Raw genomic sequence first — 19,975 nt, forward strand, 5'->3', positions numbered from 1 at the left:
GCCCACCTTCTAGATGCGGCCCGGCATGCCCGCCTTGCGCCACGTCAACGCCACGGCGGCACGCAACGCCACGGCCCCGCCGAAGGGGAGGGGCCGTGGCTGCCTTGGTCAGGCTTGCGCCGGATGCTCAGTGCGAATGCACCAGCGGGCAGGCGGACTCCGAAAGCTTGCCGAACGCCTCCTCGCCGGACATCGTCTGGATCAGCTTGTAGTAGTCCCAGGGGTACTTCGACTCCTCCGGCTTCTTGACCTGCATGATGTACATCTCATGCTCCATCAGGCCGTCGGCGCGGATCTTGCCGTTCGACGTGAACATGTCGTCGATCTTCATATTGCGCAGCTGGTCCATGACCTTGTCGGACTCGGTGGTGCCGGCCGCCTTCACGGCATTGAGATAGGTGATCGTCGCCGAGTAGTAGGCGGCCTGGTTCATGGTCGGCTCGCGCTTGGTCTTTTCGTAGTAGCGCTTCGCGAAGGCGCGGGTCTTGTCGTTGAGGTCCCAATACCAGCCGGTGGTGAGATAGAGACCCTGCGCGGTCTTCAGGCCGAGACTGTGGATGTCGCTGATGAAGGCGAGCAGCGCCGCCGGCTTCATCGTCTTGGCGATGCCGAATTCATCCGCGGCCTTGATCGAGTTCGTGAAGTCGTTGCCGGCATTGGCGAGGCCCAGAACCTGCGCGCCCGAGCCCTGCGCCTGCAGCAGATAGCTGGAGAAGTCCGACGTGGAGAGCGGCACGCGGACCGCTCCGACCACCTTGCCGCCATTGGCCTCGACCACCTTGGACGCGGCTTCCTGCAACTGGGTGCCGAAGGCGTAGTCGGCGGTCAGGAAGAACCAGCTCTTGCCGCCCTGGCTGACCATGGTCTTGGCGGTGCCGTTGGCGAGCGAGGTCGTATCGTAGGCGTAGTGGACGGTGTAGGGCGTGCAGTCCTTGCCGGTCAGCGAGGCGCCGGCGGCACCGATCGCGATGAACGGTATTTTCTTCTCCTTGGCGGCGTTGGCCATCGCGAGGCTGACCCCCGTGTTGGAGCCGCCGAGGATCATGGTGACCCCGTCGCGATCGGCCCACTCGCGCAACTTCTGGGCGCCGACGTCCGGCTTGTTCTGATGATCGCTCTCCATGAACTCGATCTTGTTGCCGAGCACGCTGCCGCCGAAATCCTCGATCGCCATCTTTGCAGCCTCGACCCCGCCCGGCCCGATCACGTCGGCATAGAGCCCGGACATGTCGTCGATGTCGCCGATCACGACCTTGTTGCCAGCGGCGTGAGCGGCCGTGGCGGCCAGTGATGCTCCCAGCAGCCAGGGCAGCAGGCGGGTTGATCTTAGCATGGTGGCGTTCCCTCGTTTTTTATGGTGCCGGACCTTAGGAACGCTCCCATGGGCTTCCTATTCGCCTTTGGTCGAGGCGAGGGCGATGGAACTTTTTGCGCGGAACGCAAACGGCCCCCGCGGGGCGCAGGGGCCGTGAGTCTCGCGCGGAGCGGGAGTGGTTGCTAGGCAGCGGCGTTGGGGAAGCGATAGCTCTTGAACTGGTCGCGCAGCGCAGTCTTCAGGATCTTGCCCGTTGCCGTGTGCGGGATGCCGTCGACGAAGGCGACGTCATCGGGCATCCACCATTTGGCGATCTTGCCTTCCATGTATTTCAGGATGTCCTCGCGCGTCGCGGTCTGGCCGGGCTTCAACTGCACGATCAGCAGCGGGCGCTCGTCCCATTTCGGATGATAGACGCCGATGACGGCAGCCTCGGCGACGGCGGGATGGCCGACGGCGAGATTCTCGAGGTCGATCGAGGAGATCCATTCGCCGCCGGACTTGATGACGTCCTTGGAGCGGTCGGTGATGCGCATGTAGCCATGTTCATCGACGGTGGCGACGTCGCCGGTGTCGAAGAAGCCTTCATCGTCGAGGATGTTGCTGTCGACCTTGTAGTAGGCCTTCGACACCGCGGGACCGGACACCTTGAGCCGGCCGAAGGTCTTGCCGTCCCACGGCAACTCGGTGCCGGCATCGTCGGTGATCTTCATCTCGACCCCGAACGGCGGGAAGCCCTGGGTCTGCAGCACATCGAGCTTGGCGTCGCCGTCGGCGGCGAGGAACGGCGGCTTCAGGGTGGCGAGCGTGCCGATCGGGCTCATCTCGGTCATGCCCCAGGCATGGCGCACGCCGATGCCCATGTCGAGGAAGGCCTGGATCATCGAGCGCGGCATCGCCGAGCCGCCGCACACGACCATCTTCAGATGCGGCAGTTTGAGGTTATGCGCCTGCATGTGCTGCAGCAGCATCAGCCACACCGTCGGCACGCCGGCGGTGTAGGTCACCTTCTCGGTGTCGAGCAGCTCGTAGACGGACGCGCCGTCGAGCTTGGGGCCGGGCATCACCAGCTTGGTGCCCATCGAGGGAGCGGAGAAGGCAATGCCCCAGCTGTTGGCATGGAACAGCGGAACCACCGGAAGCATTGTGTCTGCTGCGGACGTACCGAGTGAATCCCGGCTATTGGCCATCAACGCATGCAGCACGTTGGACCGATGCGAATACAACACACCTTTCGGATCACCGGTGGTCCCGGACGTGTAGCACATCGCGGCTGCGGTGTTCTCGTCGAAGGTCCCCCAGGCGAAATCGCCGTCGGCCTCGCCGATCCACGATTCGTAGGCGACGGCATTCTTGAGCGTCGTCTGCGGCATGTGCGCGGCGTCGGTCAGCACGATGTAGCGCTCGACGCTCGGCAGCTTGTCGGCGAGCTTCTCGAGGATCGGCACGAACGTCAGATCGGTGATGACGATGCGGTCCTGGGCATGGTTGATGATCCAGCCGATCTGCTCGGGAAACAGGCGCGGATTGACCGTGTGACAGATCGCGCCGATTCCCATGATGCCGTACCAGACCTCGAGATGACGGCCGGTATTCCAGGCGATGGTGGCGACGCGGTCGCCCAGCTTGATGCCGTCGCGCGTCAGCTTCTGCGAGACCTTGAGAGCGCGGTCGTGGATTTGCCGATAGGTGGTGCGAACGATGGGGCCTTCGACCGAGCGGGTCACGACCTCCTGGGAGCCGTGGATTGTCGCCGCATGCTCGATGATCCGGTGACAAAGCAGGGGCCAGTCTTGCATCAAACCAAGCATCAGGTCGTTCCTCCGGTATTCGCTTGCAGCGAGGGTCTTTTGGTCTCTTTGGTCAATTTTAGCGCGCGCCGCACCCGACGCAAATGGGCTTGTGATGGCCACGACGTCGCGCCGGGCGTGATGGTTAGCGCTGTGGCCGTGGCGATCGCATTGAGCTGGCTCATGGCGGTGCCGGCGGCGGCCGCGAAATCGGCGCACCGCAGCCCGCCCGCGGCCTCTGAGCCCGCAGCGAAGCCGGCCGACGACGTTGCCAAGGTGCCGCTTCCGCAGCCGCGGCCAGCCGACGCGCCGGCGCGGCAGGCGGCCAAGGGTGAGGATGCCGCTCCGCGCGACGCGGCCAGCGGCGGTCCGAAGGCGGATGCCCAAGCCCCGCCGCCGCCTTCGGCCTGCCGGCTGGCCCTGACCGAAGAGGTCGCGATCGCGCCATCGATTCCGCCGATCAAGGGGCCTGGCGGCTGCGGCGGCGAGGACCTGGTGCGGCTGGAGGCGGTGGTGCTGCCTGACAAGCGCAGGGTGGCGCTGACGCCCGCGGCGACCATGCGTTGTCCGATGGCGACCGCGGTCGTCAACTGGGTGCGCAACGACGTGGCGCCGCTGGCCGAGCGGCTCGGCAGCGCGGTCACCGCGCTCGACAATTTCGATTCATATCAGTGTCGCGGCCGCAACAATGTCAGCGGCGCGCAGTTATCGGAGCACGGCCGTGCCAATGCGCTGGACGTCCACGGCTTCAGGCTGGCCGACGGCCGCCTGGTCGATCTCACCGACCGCACCCAGCCGCGCGATTTGCGCGAGGCGGTGCTGCACGCGGTGTGCACCCATTTCTCCACGGTGCTCGGCCCCGACTCCGACTGGTACCACGAGGATCACATCCATCTCGACCTGATGGAGCGGCGGAACAATTACCGGATCTGCCAATGGGACGTGTTGGATCCGCTGCCGAAGGTCGCGCCCCTGATGCCGGCGATGCGTCCCGACGATGCGCCGCCGCGCGAGGCGGCTGAGGACGGGGACGTCAAGGGCGGCAAGGCCGCGGCCAAAGCGGGGCCGGCTGCCACACCCGGTGTCAGTGCGGAGAAGGCGGCTGCCCCGTCCGAGTCAGCTGCTGATGACGGCGCTGCAGCGGAAGCTGAAGAGACGGAGCCGGCAGCGTCTCCGCCCGCGGCTCAACCTGTGCCAGCCAAGAGTGGTGGCAAGAGGAAGCACAAGAACAAGTCATGAGTGGCGTTGCGCCGATCGCAATGACCAGCTAGGCGCTTTGGTATCAAAGTAGAGGGGGGCGCCGACGTGATGAAGTTGTCTTGTCAAAGGAAGTCTGGCTGTCGGTTCCTCGGAGGCGTGGTCCTGCTGCTCATCGGGACCTGTCCGCTAAGGGCCAACGATTCCTCCGCGGCAATGGCAGCGGGCGGGCTGACCCTGGTCAAGAATCAGCAAGTGCGGATGGTGTCGGAGGTGCTGCGCATTGCGCCCCGGCTGGTCGAGGTCACCTACGTGTTTCAGAACACAGAGTCAGACGACGTTACCACCCTGGTCGCCTTTCCACTGCCGGACCTCGACCAGCAGACCTTGAACGTGCATCCCGTAAATCTCGCCTTCGAAGGCAAGGCCAATTTCGTCGGTTTCGAGGTCTGGAGTGATGGGCGGGAGATCGCGCCGGATGTGGATGTGAGAGCCTTTGATGACCGCGGCCGCGATGTCACTGCGGAGCTCAGGCGTCTAGGCGTCGATCCGGTCAATCCGAGCCTCGACGAGGTCCGCCACGGGGCTGCATTGCGGAGCCAGCATCTGGCCGAGTTCGAAGACAAGGATATTCTTCCGATCTGGAAAACGCGTGTCAGCTTTCACTGGCAGCAGACATTCCCGGCCGGCAAGCAGATCACGATCAGGCACCGCTATCGGCCTGTCTATGGCTCATGGTACACGCCGACCGATTCCCGGGTGTCTCGAGTCAAAACTTCGAGCGAACTCGGTGGGCCCTGGTGCTTCGATCGCGGCTTTGTTGCTGCCGAGCAGCGCCTGCTCGATCGAGAAAGCGCGGCTAACAAGAATGGCTCAGGCGGCTCTGACATTCTGTATGACAATGTCCAATATGTGCTGAAAACCGGCGCCAATTGGCATGGCCCAATTGGCCGTTTCGAACTGCAGATCGATAAGGGCGGAGCGGACTTGGTCTCGACCTGCCCGGTTCAGGGACTGACGCTGCAGCGGGTCCCTTACGGCTTCAGCGGCGTCGCAATCGACTACACCCCGACCAGCGATCTCGACATTCTGTTCGTGTCCAGCCGGTTTCTCGGCAAGGCCGATGGAACCGACGCCAGGACCAAGTAAAGGCACGAGCCTGCGGACACGCCGGAGTCGGGCAGGTGCCGCGCGAAGATGATCTCGCTCATGCCAGTGTCCGAGGCAGCATCAGCCCAAAACAAAAGAGCGCCGGTTGCCCGACGCTCTCGAAAAGATGCTAAACGCGTTTCTCGGCTTTTTGATATCGTGCCGGCTTCAGCCGAGGCTCACTGCATCGCAGCGTAGGTGCCGCCGCCCTGCAGCGCCATCTGCGGCTTGTAGGGCGAATCACCCTTCTTCGGATCGAGTACCACGACGATGGTGCCGACCTTCACCCGGTTATAGAGGTCGATCGCGTCCTCGTTCGTCAGGCGGATGCAGCCCGAGGAGATCGAGGCGCCGATATATTCCGGCTGGTTGGTGCCGTGGATGCGGAACAGCGTGTCCTTGCCGTTGGCATAGAGGTACATCGCGCGCGAGCCCATCGGATTGTCGGGGCCCGGGGCGACGAAGGTCGGAACGCCCAGCCGCTCGATCTCGCCCTTGGTCGGATGCCAAGCCGGCCACTCGGTCATGGCGCCGACCTTGGCGATGCCCGACCAAGCCATGGCCTCTTCGCCGACGGTGATGCCGTAGCGGATCGCCTTGCCGCCATCCAGCACGTAATAGAGGTAGTGGCTGTCGGAATCGACGACGATCGAGCCAGGAGCTTCCTTGCGGTGATAGTCGACGATCGCGCGCCGATAGGGCTCGGCCACCGGCGTGTTGGTGTAGCGGATCTTCGCGAGAAGTTCCTTGTCCTTCGGCTTGAAGGCCTGGGTGTTGGTCGCCTCGTACGTCGTGGCCTGCATGCAGCCCGACAGCATCAGGCCGGCGGCCAGGAGTCCGAGTTTCACCTTCAGCGACATGTCACCAATTCCAATCGACAGCTGACGTTGCAATGACACGGCCGCGCCACTGCAGCGCGATTCCACATGTCCCATTATCGTCAAAATCGTTCTCAATTCCAGCCGATACACGCACAGGTCACGCTGCAGCGCCGCGATTGTTGCTTTTTTGCCGCAAAGTTGCGGGCAGTCGTCCACAGCTGTGCTTCGAATGGCACGGTCAGCTCCCCCTCGGCGCCGCGCGAGAGGCCGCGGAGCATTGGCGCGAAAAGCCGATGGACCGGACTCGCAAGCTGCGTCACAAGGCGGCAGCATCCCACCGCTAAGTCCCCGAAATTCAGGTTTCGCGATTCGGAGTTTGTCCATGTTCTCGGTGTTCGTCCCGTCCGAAACCGCGCTGAAGAAGATGGCGATCACCGATCCCGCGGCTCTGCCGGACAATGCGGTCTGGGTCGACCTGGTGAACCCGAGCAGTGCCGAGGATCGGGCCGTCGAAAAGCTGGCCGGGATTGCGGTGCCGACGCGCGAGGACATGCAGGAGATCGAGATCTCCAGCCGCCTCTATATCGAGAACGGCGCCCGCTACATGACGGCTACGCTGATGTGCCACTCGGACTCCGATATGCCCAGGACCACCGCCGTCACCTTCATCCTGGCGGGCCACCGTCTGGTGACGGTCCGCTACGACCAGCCGCGACCGTTCGCCGTGGTGGAGGCAAAGCTCGCTCGCAACTGTGCGCCCGGGATCACCGGCGAGATGGTGCTGATGGAGTTGCTCGATGCGGTAATCGACCGCTGCGCCGACATTCTCGAGAAGGTCGGGGCCGATATCGACCAGGTCAGCCACGAGATCTTCGAGCCGAACAATGAGCGTCACGGGCACGCCAAGCAGTATTCGCAGATCCTGATCGCGATCGGGCGCAAGGGCGACCTGACCTCGAAGGTGCGTGAGAGCCTGGTGTCGATCGGTCGTCTCGTCACGTTTCTCTCTGCGGTCGTCGAAGGCGTGAAGTGGTCGAAGGATATGCGCGAGCAGCTCAAGACCATGCAGCGCGACGTCGCCTCGCTGACCGACCACGCGTCCTATCTCGCGGGCAAGATCACCTTCGTGCTGGATGCGATGCTCGGTGTCGTCAACCTCGAGCAGAACAACATCATCAAGCTGTTCTCGGTGATGGCGGTGGTGCTGATGCCGCCGACCTTGATCGCATCGATCTACGGCATGAACTTCAAGATGATGCCGGAGCTCGAATGGGTGCACGGCTATCCGATGGCGCTGGTGCTGATGCTGATCTGCGCGATCGTGCCGTACTACATCTTCAAATTGAAGAAGTGGCTGTAGTGCCGCGGGCCTGAAAATCCAGGCTCTGTCGACAGATCTGGGCGAGGCCTGCGGCATTGTGCCGTCATTCCAAGTGATGCCTCATTCGCGCCCCGTTGTTAGCAGCGGGACAGAGTCCGTCGCTATGCACCTCAGGTGACACAAGCGGTGAGATGCAACACATAATGGGAAATACTTGTTAGGCCGGCTGCAATGCCGCTGCAAAGCCGCCCCAATTCCTCAGGTAAAATTTGATGGGAACGCTGAACGTTTGATCGAAACTTCTCTGCGATAAATCTGCACCAGCATGACAAACAACGAGCGCCTCGGCGCGTGGCATGCAAGGCAGAGCTCGAGGGCGCGTTCATCGCGCCTTATCCAAGAGGCGGCGGCAATGGTTGAGAAACGCATAATGGCATCGAACAACGTGATCGATCTTGCCAGCTATCAGCGCAGCCGCGCCGAAATCGTCGTGGCCCATGCGCTGTCGCCGCGCACCTGCCGCTACTGCGGCGCCGATCTCGAGGAGGACGAGCGCGACGATGATTGCTCCAGCGCCCTCAACGTCGAGTCCGACCGCCTGCGCTGGCGCGCCGCGCAGATTCTGCGCGGTTTGGTGTGCGAAGGCTGAACGACCGTTCTCGACCGGACGGTATTCAGGCAATGCCGCCCGCGCAGCCAGCGACTGGAAATTCAGTACGCCGATCCCATCCCATGAACAGCGTTCCCTCCGGGAGCGCTGTCTTGTTTGTGGTGGTCGGTAGGTCCGTATCGATCTTCGGAGATGGCGTTAATCACGCCTTCGCGCGGTCATCGGGAACTTGCCGAACGTGGCAAGCCGCCATGAACCAAATCGAACACGGGCAACCGTCTCTGCGCCGAATGGCTCAGACGTGCTGGCCGCCGTTGATGTGGATCTCGGCGCCGTTCACGTAGGAGCTGGTCTCCGAGCACAGCACGTAGATGATCTTGGCGACCTCGTCGGGCGTGCCGAGGCGCTGCATCGGGATCTGCTCCTGCACGATCTTCTCGGTGCCCGGCGACAGGATCGAGGTGTCGATCTCGCCCGGCGCGATCGAGTTGACGCGGACGCCGACCCGGCCGAAATCCGACGCCATCTCGCGGGTCAGGGCGGCCAGCGCCGCCTTGGAGGTCGCGTAGGCCGCGCCGGCGAAGGGATGCACGCGTGAGCCGGCGATCGAAGTGACGTTGACGACGGAGCCCTTGGCCGCCTTCAGCTCCTTGATCAGGCCGCGCGCCATCATGATCGGCGCGAAGAAGTTGACGCGGAAGACGTGATTCCAGGTGTCGAGGTCGGTGTCGACGGTGCCGAGCCGGGCACCGCCCGCGCCCTTCGGCGAGATCGCGGCGTTGTTGACCAGCGCGTGCAGCTCGCCGCCGTCGATCCGCTGTTTGATCTCGGCGATCGCGCGCACGGTGTCCTGGGGATCGGACAGGTCGACCTGGACGTGGTCCTCGGGGCCGGCGCCCCACGGGCATTCTTCGGGAAAGGGGTGCCGCGAGCAGGTGAGGACGCGCCAGCCGGCTGATGAGAAGCGGATCACGGTGGCATGACCGATGCCGCGGCTGGCACCGGTCAGCAGCATCGTGCGCCGTGGCTGATTGGAAGAGGTCGGCATGAACTGCGTCTTTCACGATCCCGGACGGGATCAACTTACCACAATGGTTGTGCGTTCGGCGCCTGATTCACGCGCGCGATGGCGATTCGTTGGCGTATCGGACGCCTGGAGGCCGGGCGCAAGCCCGCGCGGCGATCCTCTACGGATACATCCGCACCTTGGTCCACGGCCGGCCCGAAGCCTCGCGCCGGAATTCGATGCGGTCGTGCAGGCGGAATGGCCGGTCGTGCCAGAACTCCATGCTGACGGGAGTGATGCGCCAGCCGCTCCATCCTGGCGGGCGCGGCACCTCGCCGATGATGTATTGCGCGGCGACCTTGGCGATCGCCTGCTCGAACGCGAAGCGGCTCTCCAACGGCTGCGACTGCTTGCTGGCCCAGGCGCCGAGCTGCGCCTGCTTCGGCCGGGTCGCGAAATAGGCGTCGGCCTCTTCGTCGGTCACCGGCGCCACGAGGCCGCGGATGCGGACCTGGCGGCGCAGCGATTTCCAGTGAAACAGCAGCGCGGCCTTCGGATTGGCGGCGAGCTCGCGGCCCTTCTGGCTGGCCTTGTGGCTGTAGAAGACGAAGCCGTCCTCGTCATAGCCCTTCATCAGCACCATGCGCACGTCAGGCAGCCCGCTGTCGTCGACCGTTGCCAGCGCCATCGCATTCGGATCGTTGGGCTCGCTCTTGCCGGCTTCGGCAAACCACGCCGCAAACAGCGCAAACGGCTCGCCGGCCTGGGTAAAATCGGCCGATGTACCGGATGTTAAGGTTGTCTGGTGTTTGATGCTCGTGGGGTCGGTCATGTGTATGGGGAGTCCGAGTTTTGCGTTCACCCGCGGGCAGGCGCGTGCAAGTCCATTCTGGTCCGGCCCTATATAGGGCATCGGTCCGGCTTGGCCTATCCGCGATCGGTCATGCCGGCACGGCTTTGACACTCATTCTAATCGGCCTGTCCGGCGGCGGCTGCAGCCTGTCGCGCCCTGAAACGGCCTTTGCCAAGATGGACGATGCGGAGATCACCGGCGCGGTCAGCTCGCCGCCCGAGCGCGAGCCGACCGAAGCCGATCTCGCTTTTGCCCGCAACGCCGCGTCGGACGTGCTGACCAAGGGGAGCAAGGATTCCAGCCAGCCGTGGCAGAATCCCCAGACCGGCGCCCGCGGCTCGGTGACGCCGATCGCCAAGTCCTACACGGCCGACAACGGCCGCACGTGCCGCGATTTCCTGGCGAGCTACGTCAACGGCAAGACGGAACGCTGGCTGCAGGGCTCGGCGTGCCGTATCGAGCGTGGGCGCTGGGACATCCAGACGCTCAAACCCTGGCAGCAAAGCTAGCGGGGGTCGTCTGGAACCCGTTGCAAAAATACAACGGACTCCCCAGATGAAATGCGAAGCGGGCGGGGAGCCCATAGGTTAGTATCTGACTTTCTGTAAGGAGACGTGACGGATGCGCGACCCCTATGAGGTCTTGGGGGTGCCGCGAAGCGCCAGCGCTGCGGCCATCAAGAGCGCCTATCGCAAGCTCGCCAAGAAGCATCATCCCGACAGCAACAAGGATGACCCGAAGGCATCGGCGCGGTTTGCCGAGATCAATTCGGCCAACGAGATCCTGGGCGACGAGGAGAAGCGCAAGCAGTTCGATCGCGGGGAGATCGACGCTGACGGCAAGCCGCGCTTCCAGGGCTTTCCGGGTGGCGGCGCCGGCCGCGGCGGGCCGGGTGGCGGCTTCGAGAGCTATACCTTCCGCAGCGGCGGCGGGCCGGGCGGCGGCTTCGGCGGTGGCGGATTCGAGGACATTCTGAACAGCATGTTCGGCGGCGCCGGCGCGCGCGGTGCACGCGGCGGCGGCGGCTCGTTCGAGTTCGATACCGGCGGTGTCGGCCTCGACCTCGATCTGAAGGTTGCGATGTCGGTCTCGCTCGAGGAGTCCGTCAAGGGCGGCGAGAAGCGGGTGCGGCTGCCGTCGGGCAAGGAGCTCAACGTCAAGGTCCCCGCCGGCGTCACCGCCGGCCAGCAGATTAGGCTGAAGGGGCAGGGCGAGAGCGCGCCCGGACACCGGCCGGGTGATCTCCTGATCACGATCCAGATCGCGCCGCATCCGTTCTTCAAGGTCGAGGGCAGCGACCTCAGGCTCGATCTGCCGATCACGCTTTACGAGGCGGTCCTGGGCGCCAAGGTGAGGGCGCCGACGCTCGGCAGCGCGGTCGAGCTGTCGATCCCGAAGAACACCTCCAGCGGCCGGACCTTCCGGCTCAAGGGTAAGGGCCTGCCCAAGAGCGACGGCTCGGCCGGCGATCTGTTCGTCACCACCCGGATCGTGCTGCCCGACGGCAACGACGCCGAGCTCGAGGCCCTGATGACCAAGTGGCGCGACCGTCATCCCTACAATCCGCGCAGCAACCTCTCCTGAGGTTGCGCGTTGCGGACCACTCGGCTGAAGGCTGAAGGACGAGCTGGAAAGCTGAGAAAAAAGTGCGGCCTCGAAAGGGGGACCAGCGCGGTACAAAACCCCGATCGAGGCCGCTTCCGTGTCGATCGGCGGATCGAACACTCCTCATTTTTTCGTGAACATTTGGCGCTATATTGAGACGTGCCGGTGACCTGATTCCAGATTTCCGGTGACCGAATTGCGGCGCCGACCCTGGCGTGTCTCCCGCCTGAGCCATGCGGGGATCAGTATCCTCTCGGGCAGCGTTCGCGGCCATCCTGCAAACGCTTCTGATCACGGCCGTAATCGCGCCGAGGCCGGCACCTCGCGAAATCGGGCAATGGTCCGCCGCTAGCCGCCCGCCCGTTCGGTCTGGTCATAAACAAGGCGCGCGACCTGGGTGAGACGCGTCCGGTCACTGCTGCCGCTGACGACGTAGCTGACGCCGCGCTCCGCCCACGAGAGTGCAGCGGTGTTGCCCTGCGCCGTATAGCGCATCTCGGCCGCCTCGATCCCGACCTTGGTCGCATACACCGTAAAGCGCTCGCCGGAGGTGCTCTCGTACATCAGGAAGGACGCCGGGCCGGTCGGCCCCGGCAGCAGCCGGCCGCCGACGAGCTTCAGCCCGGTGGTTTCCAGCTCCGGCGCCTGCACGGTGCGACCGCAGCGTCGCGTCAGCCATTGCTGCAGATGGGCCTTCTCGTCGCCAGGAACCTCGACCGGATGGCGCACCTCCACGACGTAGAGTCGGTGCGCATCGAGCGCCTCGCCGGCAAGGGCCTGGAGCGGCGACGGCGAGGAGGCGGCGCCACGCGCGACCCAGCCGACCGCGCCGCCGACCGCGAAGGCCGCCATGCTTGCCGCCATGGCCGCGACGACCCAGCGCCGCGGCCGGCGCTCCAGACCGTCGAGGTCGAGCCGCGGCGGCACCGGCTCGTTGACGATCGAATCGTAGCGGGCATGGAGCGCCTCAGCCATGCTGCGCCAGGATTGCACCCGCTCGGCGTCCGCCGGATGCGCGGCCAGCCAGCGCTCGACGTCGCTGCGGCGCTCGGCCGGCAGCTCGTTGTCGACATAGGCGTGCAGCTCGTCTTCGGTGACGGGAATGGTCGGCTCGGTCATCATCGGGATCTCGTTGCAATCGGGCGGCTGCGGCGATGCGCGGTCGCTGCAGGCTTGGGCAGCCGAACATGGCAGGGCGGCTTTTGTGCAGTGGTCATTTCACCCTCCGCAGCGCCGGCCGCTCGCCCTCGAGCACGGCACGGACATGGGCGCGGGCGCGGGCGAGGCGGGACATCACGGTGCCGATTGGGACACCCTGGATGTCGGCGACCTCGCGGTAGCTCAGGCCTTCGAGCACGACGAGGAGAAGCGCCGCGCGCTGCTCCTCCACCAGGGTCGCCAGCGCGCGCTCGATGTCCCGGCCCTCGGCCTCGGTGCCGCTGGCGTCGGCATTGTCGTCCTGGAGCGGCATGAAGTGCGGCCGCCGCGCCAAGGAGCGCCGGCGGTTCTTGTTCAGATTGGTCAGGATCGTGTACAGCCAGCTCCTGATGTCGCCGCCCAGGAACAGCCGTTCCGAGCGCAGCGCCCGCACCAGCGTGTCCTGGACCAGTTCGTCGGCCGCGTCCATGTCACGCGCCAGCGCCCGGGCATAACGGCGCAGTGCCGGAATCATGGTCTCGACGCTCTGGCGGAACGCGTTCATGGAATGCCCTGCGGCTGTTCGCTGCGATGACAAGGGCGCAGGCCGCAGCCGGCGTCTTGCAAAGATCATAACCCCGCGATGATCAGCGTATTCCGGACCGCAAGCCCTGCGGGGGAGTTTGCCACAGAGCGGGCGGAATGGGGCTGTACCGGGCCAGACCGGTGGTGTACGTCCAGTCCTTAATAATCAGTTCGATGGGAAGCCGCATGGCGCAGATTTCAGGTTTGATGCAGGGCAAGCGCGGGGTCGTCCTTGGCGTGGCCAACAACCGCTCGATCGCCTGGGGCATCGCCAAGGCCGCGCGCGCGGCCGGCGCGGAGATCGCGTTGACCTACCAGGGCGACGCGCTGAAGAAGCGGGTCGAGCCGCTGGCGGCCGAGCTCGGCGGGCTCGTGCTCGGCCATTGCGATGTCACCGATCCCACGACCATCGACGCGGTGTTCGACGTGCTCAAGGAGAAGTGGGGCCAGATCGATTTCGTGGTCCACGCCATCGCCTTCTCCGACAAGGACCAGCTCGACGGCCGCTACATCGAAACCACGCAGGACAATTTCTCCAAGAGCATGCTGATCAGCTGCTACTCGCTGACGGCGATCGCGCAGCGCGCCGAGAAGCTGATGACCGACGGCGGCTCGATCATCACCTTGACCTATTACGGCGCCGAGAAGTGGATGCCGCACTACAACGTGATGGGCGTCGCCAAGGCCGCGCTGGAAGCCAGCGTGCGCTATCTCGCCGCCGATCTCGGCGAGAAGAACATCCGCGTCAATGCGATCTCGGCAGGACCTATCAAGACGCTGGCCGCCTCGGGCATCGGCGACTTCCGCTACATCCTGAAGTGGAACGAATACAACGCGCCGCTGCGCCGGACCGTGACCATCGACGAGGTCGGCGACAGCGCGCTGTATCTCTTGTCCGACCTGTCGCGCGGCGTCACCGGCGAGGTGCATCACGTCGATTCCGGCTATCATGTCGTCGGCATGAAGCGGCCCGAGGCGCCCGACATCTCGCTCAGCAATTCCGTCGGCGCCAAAGAATAGCGTTCAAGGAATAACGTCAGCGCGCAATGCCACGGCCCACGATCTACTACATCCGCCACGGCGAGACGGAATGGAATGCGCTCGGCCGGCTGCAAGGCACGCAGGACATTCCGCTGAACGCGCTCGGGCGGGTGCAGGCGGTGCAGGCCGGCAACATCCTGGCCGAGCTCGCTGCGCGCAACGGCCATGATGCGGCGCGCCTGCCTTACGTCGCCAGCCCCCTCAGCCGCGCCCGCGCGACCATGGAGCTGGTGCGTGAGACCCTGAGCCTGCCAGCCGAGGGCTATGCGCTCGATGCCCGGCTGCGCGAGATCGGCTACGGCAAATGGGAAGGGGCGACGCTGCCGGAAATGCAGGCGGCCGATCCCGCCTTCTATGCCAGGCGGCTGACCGACAAATGGTCGCTGGCGCCCGAGGGCGGCGAGACCTATGCCGACGTCGAGCGCCGCGTGCGCGACTGGTACGATGGGCTGTCTGGCGATATCGTGGCGGTCGCCCATGGCGGCACGGCGCGGGCGCTGATGGTCGCGCTGGGCTTCGAGACGCCGCACGGCGCCGTCGACCTGCCGATCCAGCAGGGCGCGGTCTATGTGTTCGGTGAGAACGGGTTCGAGAAGTACAGTTAGTTTGTCTCCGTCGTTCCGGTGCGCCTCGCGGAGGCGAACCCGGAATCTCGAGAGTCCGGGTCTGGTCCTTCGGACCATCCCGGAATGATGGTTTTTCCGGTTGGGTGATCAGCTCATGTCCTTCAACACCTTCGGCCACATGTTCCGCGTCACCACCTTCGGCGAGAGCCATGGCGTGGCCATCGGCTGCGTGGTCGACGGCTGTCCGCCGCGGATCCCGCTCGCCGCCGACGAGATCCAGCGTGATCTCGACCGCCGCCGTCCCGGCCAGTCGCGCTTCACCACCCAGCGCCAGGAGCCGGACCAGGTGAAGATCCTGTCAGGCGTGATGGCTGATCCCGACACGGGCGTGCAGGTCACCACGGGCACGCCGATCGCGCTCCTGATCGAGAACACCGACCAGCGCTCCAAGGACTATTCCGAGATCAAGGACAAGTTTCGTCCCGGTCACGCCGACTTCACCTACGAGGCCAAATACGGCCTGCGCGACTATCGCGGCGGCGGTCGTTCCTCGGCGCGCGAGACCGCGACGCGCGTCGCCGCCGGCGCGATCGCGCGCAAGGTCCTGCCCGACGTGAAGGTGCGCGGTGCGCTGGTGCAGATGGGTCCGCACAAGATCGATCGCGGCAACTGGGACTGGGACGAGGTCGCGCGCAATCCCTTCTTCTGCCCCGACAAGGACAAGGCGGCGTTCTTCGAGGACTATCTCGACGGCATCAGGAAGTCCGGCTCGTCGATCGGCGCCGTGCTCGAGATCGTCGCCGAGGGCGTGCCGGCGGGACTTGGCGCGCCGCTCTACGGCAAGCTCGATGCCGATCTCGCCGCGGCGATGATGAGCATCAACGCCGTGAAGGGCGTCGAGATCGGCGCCGGCTTTGGTGCGGCCGAGCTGACCGGCGAGGAGAATGCCGATGAGATGCGCTCGGCCAATGACGGCACGCGCTTCCTCTCCAACAATGCCGGCGGCATTCTCGGCGGCATCGCCACGGGACAGCCGATCGTGCTGCGCTTCGCGGTCAAGCCGACCTCGTCGATCCTCACCCCGCGCCAGACCGTCGACCGCTCAGGCCAGGAGACCGAGATCCTGACCAAGGGCCGTCACGACCCCTGCGTCGGCATCCGCGCGGTTCCCGTCGGCGAGGCGATGATGGCCTGTGTGCTGGCCGATCATCTGCTGCGCCATCGCGGCCAGGTGGGGTAGCCGCACGCTGCCGCCGCGGCTGTTTGCTGTTGCCACGCTGCTCGCCTAGTGTCGTCCCATGGACACTTCCAAGCTGCGGGACATCAAGGACTGGCTGGTCGACGGCGCGCGTTCCGCGGCGACGCCGAGCCAGATGATGTCCGAATGCTGCGATCGTCTGGTCGGGCTCGGCGTGCCGCTGTGGCGCGTGGGCGTGTTCGTCCGCACCCTTCATCCTGATATCGCCGGCCGCAGCTTCATCTGGCGCCAGGGGGCGGAGGTCGAGATGGGCTCGGTTGATTTCGGCTTCGAGAGCACGCCGGCCTACAGGGACAGCCCGCTTGCGCGCGTGTTCGAGCAGGGGACCGAGTTCAGGGCCGATCCTCGCGATCGGGAAGCCGAGCTCTTTCCGATCCTGATGGATCTGCGGGCCGAAGGCGTGACCGACTACTTCACTCTACCTTTGACCTTCATCGACCGTGCGGTCCACGCGTCGAGTTGGACCACCAAATCTCCAACAGGCTTCACCGACGCGCATCTGAATGCGATCCGCTCGCTGATGCCGGCTTTGGCGCGCTACACCGAGATCGTCACGCTTCGACGTACGGCCTCGATGCTGCTCGACACCTATGTCGGCAATCGCGCCGGCGAGCGCATCCTGGGCGGCCAGATCCGCCGCGGCCATACCGATACGCTGGATGCGGCGATCTGGCTGTCGGATCTGCGCGGCTTCACGCCCTTGTCCGATCGCCTGCCGGCTGAGGACGTGGTGGCGATCCTCAACCACTATTTCGACTGCCAGGTCGATCCGATCCGCGAGCACGGCGGCGAGGTGCTGAAGTTCATGGGCGACGGCCTGCTCGCGGTGTTTCCGTTTCGCGAGCAGGGCGGCGATCCGACCGAGGTCTGCGCCCGCGTCCTTGCGGCGGCGCGCGCCTCGCGGGCCCGCGTCGATGCGCTCGAATACGCGGCCGGCGGCACCGGGGAACGCTTCCGCTTCGGCGTCGCGCTGCATGTCGGACGGCTGCTCTATGGCAATATCGGCGGCGGCAACCGGCTCGATTTCACCTGCATCGGTCCGGCCGTCAATCTTGCGGCCCGGCTGGAGAAGATCGCCGCGCGGCTGAGGCGCACCGTGGTCGCCTCGGAGACTTTCGCCGGAGCCTGTGCCGAACCATGGACCGATCTCGGCGCGTTCCCGATCGCGGGCCTTGCGACGGAGCAGCGCGTGTTCGGGCTTCGCGAAGAGGATTAGTTCTCCGGCCTGAAGCACGATCCGGAAAGGTGGAAACCGGTTTTCCGAAAGATCATGCTCTAGGTCTCCGGCTCGGTGGTGAACAGCAGCGGATAGCCCTTGGCGCGGCCGGCATCGGTCGCGCGCGTCGCCTTGGTCTCGGCGACGTCCTTGGTGAACACGGCCACCACGCAGACGCCGAGCTTATGCGCCGTGATCATGACCTTGTAGGCCTGGTCCTCGGTCATGCTGAATTCCGCCTTCAGGATCATCACCACGAAATCGCGCGGCGTGAAGTCGTCGTTGACGAGGATCACCTTGTAGAGCCGCGGACGCTCGGTCTTGGTGCGTACCTTCGTCTTGGGCTTGGTGACGGCATCGTTCATTCTAAGGGCGCGCCTGTGTTCCGGATGCGGCAGTCACGCCACGATACAGGCTTCGGCCGCTCCGGGAAACCACGGGCTGCATGCCTTGCGCGATGGGCGCACGCGGCTGCCTGACATCCGGGCAAACCCCAGGGGACTAACCGGAATGTGAATGGATGTGTGCGTTCCCGCTTTGCGCTCTGCGGATTGCATGTCACCATCATCGGACGCGATTGGAGGGCAGCTCATGCGCTGGTGGATCTCGATCGGGGTGGCGAGTCTGGCGGGCGCCTTGGCCGGCGGCGACGTCGCCAGCGTCGTGGCCGCGCCGAGGGCCCAGCCGGCGCAGCAGCTGAGCGAGAAGGAAGCGTCCGTCGACGTCGAACTGATCCTCGCCGTCGACGTGTCCTACTCGATGGATCTGGACGAGCTGGCGATCCAGCGCGAAGGCTACGCCCAGGCGCTCAGCTCGCGCGAGTTCCTGCAGGCGCTGAAGAGCGGCGTGCATGGCCGCATCGCCGTGACCTATTTCGAATGGGCGGCCTCGAGCGACCAGAAGATCATCATTCCATGGCGCCTGATCGACGGACCGGAAAGTGCCGACGCCGTCGCCGCCGAGATCATGAAGACGCCGATCCGCCGCGCGTCGCGCACCTCGATCTCGGGCGCGATCTACTTCGCCATGCCGCTGTTCGATGAGAATCCCTATCGCGGGCTGCGCCGCGTCATCGACATCTCCGGCGACGGGCCCAACAACAACGGCCCCTCCCCGGTGACGATTGCGCGCGACGAGGCCGTCAACAAGGGCATCACCATCAACGGCCTGCCGATCATGGTCAAGGAGCCGTCCTACTCGACGATGGATATCGAGAACCTCGATCTCTACTACAAGGATTGCGTCACCGGCGGTCACGGCTCGTTCGTCGTCACCATCAAGAGCCGCGACGAGTTCAAGGAAGCCATCCGCACCAAGCTGCTGATGGAGGTTGCCGGACGCTCACCTCCGCCGCGGATCGTGCCGGTCGCCGACGATGCCGACAAGGAGCCGCGCGTGTCCTGCACGATCGGCGAGAAGATCTGGCAGGACCGCTGGGGGCGGTGACCCGCAGGCCCGGGCTGCCGAGCAGGCGCGCGCGCGGGGAGACTTGATTGGTAAGGCGCCGATCTCAGCCGGCCGTCGCAGCATGGACCAACGCCTGTTTCAATTCGGCCTCGACCTCCCGCAGGCTGCGGAGCGCCGCACCGAATTCGCCATTGCCGATCGATTGCCAGATGAGCTCCACGCGCGCCGTCAGATCGGCGAGTGCCAGTCCAAACGTCACGGCCTCCTTGAGCGCACCCTTCTCGTTGATCAGGTAGCGCCCGTTGACCGCAAACAGCACCTGCGCAAGGCAGGCGAGGGCGCGATAGGCGCAGCCCGCGACGTGGGTATGGTCGCCACGCCCGACAGCCAACTCGGCATTATCGATGCTGAATGCGATCTCCCGCTGGAAGCGCGTAATAATCGCGTCGCGCAGGCGGCGCGGATAGGGCGTGCAGCGCGACTTCAGCCCCGCCAGCAGTTGCGCGGGATCGTGCAGCGGGCGGCAGAGCGCGACCTCGCCCATCCAGATCGCCGAGACGAAGCCATGCGGATGGCCTGGCTGGTAGTGCATCTCGATCCGCCCTTTCCGGCAGTCGTCGATCACGCCGCCGACCGCATCGATCTCGCGATAGAGCAGGTCGACCTTGTGCCCGTCGATTCTGAGCCAGCCGCCGCCGACGATCCACTGTCCCCAGCCGCCGACCGCCGTCAGTTCGAGCGTTTGCGGGTCGTCGACGAGCCGCCGCACTGCTTCGCGCAGCACGTCGGTGTCGAGGTCGTGCCTGGATGCGATGTAGAGCCCGACGTCGTAGTCCGAGCCCGAATGCGCGGTGCCGCGCGCACGTGATCCACCGAGCGCGATGGCGCGCAGTCCCGGGACATCGGCAAGTTCGCCGACGATGCGGGTCAGCAGCGGGTCAGGCATTCACGTGTTCTCCCAGGATGACAGTATGAAGTTCTTGCGTGGAAAAACTCCACAGGGCCGCTGTTCAGGCTGATCTGTTGCCATTAAGCCACAATCTCCCAAAAACCAGGGGTTGCATCTCTCGCAAATTTCCCTTTGCCACCGTGCCGCCG

General features: G+C 65.1%; 20 protein-coding genes. 11 read left to right on the plus strand and 9 right to left on the minus strand.

Annotation, left to right across the window (positions count from 1 at the left end; translation table 11 throughout):
* Positions 1–127: 127 nt before the first annotated feature.
* Positions 128–1,333 carry an ABC transporter substrate-binding protein gene (locus QW863_RS14910; protein WP_315715521.1) on the minus strand — a complete coding sequence of 402 codons (1,206 nt, stop codon included), beginning with the start codon at positions 1,331–1,333 and terminating at the stop codon, positions 128–130.
* A 164-nt stretch (positions 1,334–1,497) separates the two neighbouring features.
* Positions 1,498–3,126 (minus strand): fatty-acid--CoA ligase, encoded by a 1,629-nt coding sequence (locus QW863_RS14915; protein ID WP_315715522.1) that lies wholly within the window; start codon positions 3,124–3,126, stop codon positions 1,498–1,500.
* Positions 3,127–3,246: 120 nt separating this feature from the next.
* Here QW863_RS14915 and QW863_RS14920 point away from each other — a divergent pair, with 120 nt between their 5' ends.
* Together QW863_RS14920 and QW863_RS14925 are read left to right on the plus strand one after the other, a co-directional pair.
* The gene (locus QW863_RS14920) at positions 3,247–4,344 is read left to right on the plus strand and encodes an extensin family protein (protein WP_315715523.1); all 1,098 of its coding nucleotides are present in this window, start codon (positions 3,247–3,249) and stop codon (positions 4,342–4,344) included.
* Positions 4,345–4,461: 117 nt separating this feature from the next.
* Positions 4,462–5,451 carry a DUF4424 family protein gene (locus QW863_RS14925; RefSeq protein ID WP_315715524.1) on the plus strand — a complete coding sequence of 330 codons (990 nt, stop codon included), beginning with the start codon at positions 4,462–4,464 and terminating at the stop codon, positions 5,449–5,451.
* 179 nt (positions 5,452–5,630) lie between these two features.
* Here the strand turns inward: QW863_RS14925 and QW863_RS14930 are convergent, their stop codons facing one another.
* Positions 5,631–6,311 (minus strand): L,D-transpeptidase, encoded by a 681-nt coding sequence (locus QW863_RS14930; RefSeq protein ID WP_011925214.1) that lies wholly within the window; start codon positions 6,309–6,311, stop codon positions 5,631–5,633.
* Between the two features lie 343 nt (positions 6,312–6,654).
* On the opposite strand from QW863_RS14930, the gene QW863_RS14935 reads away from it, so the two are divergent.
* A complete protein-coding gene (locus QW863_RS14935) occupies positions 6,655–7,632 on the plus strand; it encodes a magnesium transporter CorA family protein (protein WP_315715525.1) in 978 nt (325 codons plus the stop codon).
* 406 nt (positions 7,633–8,038) lie between these two features.
* The gene (locus tag QW863_RS14940; protein WP_409977932.1) at positions 8,039–8,242 is read left to right on the plus strand and encodes a hypothetical protein; all 204 of its coding nucleotides are present in this window, start codon (positions 8,039–8,041) and stop codon (positions 8,240–8,242) included.
* Positions 8,243–8,498: 256 nt separating this feature from the next.
* Here the strand turns inward: QW863_RS14940 and QW863_RS14945 are convergent, their stop codons facing one another.
* Positions 8,499–9,251 carry an SDR family oxidoreductase gene (locus QW863_RS14945; RefSeq protein WP_315715526.1) on the minus strand — a complete coding sequence of 251 codons (753 nt, stop codon included), beginning with the start codon at positions 9,249–9,251 and terminating at the stop codon, positions 8,499–8,501.
* Positions 9,252–9,390: 139 nt separating this feature from the next.
* Positions 9,391–10,041: a pyridoxamine 5'-phosphate oxidase gene (gene pdxH, locus QW863_RS14950; protein WP_315715527.1), complete on the minus strand. Its 651-nt coding sequence runs from the start codon at positions 10,039–10,041 to the stop codon at positions 9,391–9,393.
* 125 nt (positions 10,042–10,166) lie between these two features.
* Here pdxH and QW863_RS14955 point away from each other — a divergent pair, with 125 nt between their 5' ends.
* Together QW863_RS14955 and QW863_RS14960 are read left to right on the plus strand one after the other, a co-directional pair.
* Positions 10,167–10,571: an RT0821/Lpp0805 family surface protein gene (locus QW863_RS14955; RefSeq protein ID WP_315715528.1), complete on the plus strand. Its 405-nt coding sequence runs from the start codon at positions 10,167–10,169 to the stop codon at positions 10,569–10,571.
* Between the two features lie 112 nt (positions 10,572–10,683).
* Positions 10,684–11,646, plus strand: a complete 963-nt coding sequence (locus QW863_RS14960) for a DnaJ C-terminal domain-containing protein (RefSeq protein WP_315715529.1) — start codon at positions 10,684–10,686, stop codon at positions 11,644–11,646.
* 369 nt (positions 11,647–12,015) lie between these two features.
* Here QW863_RS14960 and QW863_RS14965 read toward each other — a convergent pair whose 3' ends face one another.
* Positions 12,016–12,789, minus strand: a complete 774-nt coding sequence (locus QW863_RS14965) for an anti-sigma factor (protein WP_315715530.1) — start codon at positions 12,787–12,789, stop codon at positions 12,016–12,018.
* A 91-nt stretch (positions 12,790–12,880) separates the two neighbouring features.
* Positions 12,881–13,369, minus strand: a complete 489-nt coding sequence (locus QW863_RS14970; RefSeq protein ID WP_315715531.1) for a sigma-70 family RNA polymerase sigma factor — start codon at positions 13,367–13,369, stop codon at positions 12,881–12,883.
* A gap of 206 nt (positions 13,370–13,575) precedes the next feature.
* On the opposite strand from QW863_RS14970, the gene fabI reads away from it, so the two are divergent.
* From fabI to QW863_RS14990, 4 genes are all read left to right on the plus strand, one after another.
* Positions 13,576–14,409, plus strand: a complete 834-nt coding sequence (gene fabI, locus QW863_RS14975) for an enoyl-ACP reductase FabI (protein ID WP_315715532.1) — start codon at positions 13,576–13,578, stop codon at positions 14,407–14,409.
* A 26-nt stretch (positions 14,410–14,435) separates the two neighbouring features.
* The gene (locus QW863_RS14980; RefSeq protein WP_315715533.1) at positions 14,436–15,035 is read left to right on the plus strand and encodes a histidine phosphatase family protein; all 600 of its coding nucleotides are present in this window, start codon (positions 14,436–14,438) and stop codon (positions 15,033–15,035) included.
* Between the two features lie 115 nt (positions 15,036–15,150).
* On the plus strand, positions 15,151–16,236 hold the full coding sequence (gene aroC / locus QW863_RS14985; RefSeq protein WP_315715534.1) for a chorismate synthase: 1,086 nt from the start codon (positions 15,151–15,153) through the stop codon (positions 16,234–16,236).
* Between the two features lie 58 nt (positions 16,237–16,294).
* Positions 16,295–17,470 carry an adenylate/guanylate cyclase domain-containing protein gene (locus QW863_RS14990; protein WP_315715535.1) on the plus strand — a complete coding sequence of 392 codons (1,176 nt, stop codon included), beginning with the start codon at positions 16,295–16,297 and terminating at the stop codon, positions 17,468–17,470.
* A 59-nt stretch (positions 17,471–17,529) separates the two neighbouring features.
* On the opposite strand, the gene clpS is transcribed toward QW863_RS14990, so the two are convergent.
* Positions 17,530–17,835 carry an ATP-dependent Clp protease adapter ClpS gene (gene clpS, locus QW863_RS14995; RefSeq protein ID WP_315715536.1) on the minus strand — a complete coding sequence of 102 codons (306 nt, stop codon included), beginning with the start codon at positions 17,833–17,835 and terminating at the stop codon, positions 17,530–17,532.
* Between the two features lie 226 nt (positions 17,836–18,061).
* Between clpS and QW863_RS15000 the strand changes: the two genes are divergently transcribed.
* Entirely contained in the window at positions 18,062–18,916 is an 855-nt protein-coding gene (locus tag QW863_RS15000; RefSeq protein ID WP_315715537.1) for a DUF1194 domain-containing protein, read from the plus strand.
* Between the two features lie 64 nt (positions 18,917–18,980).
* On the opposite strand, the gene QW863_RS15005 is transcribed toward QW863_RS15000, so the two are convergent.
* Entirely contained in the window at positions 18,981–19,823 is an 843-nt protein-coding gene (locus QW863_RS15005; protein ID WP_315715538.1) for a nucleotidyltransferase domain-containing protein, read from the minus strand.
* Positions 19,824–19,975: the final 152 nt, after the last annotated feature.

Origin of the sequence: Bradyrhizobium sp. SZCCHNR1017 (assembly GCF_032381375.1) — a bacterium.
In the GTDB taxonomy this organism is placed as follows: domain Bacteria; phylum Pseudomonadota; class Alphaproteobacteria; order Rhizobiales; family Xanthobacteraceae; genus Bradyrhizobium.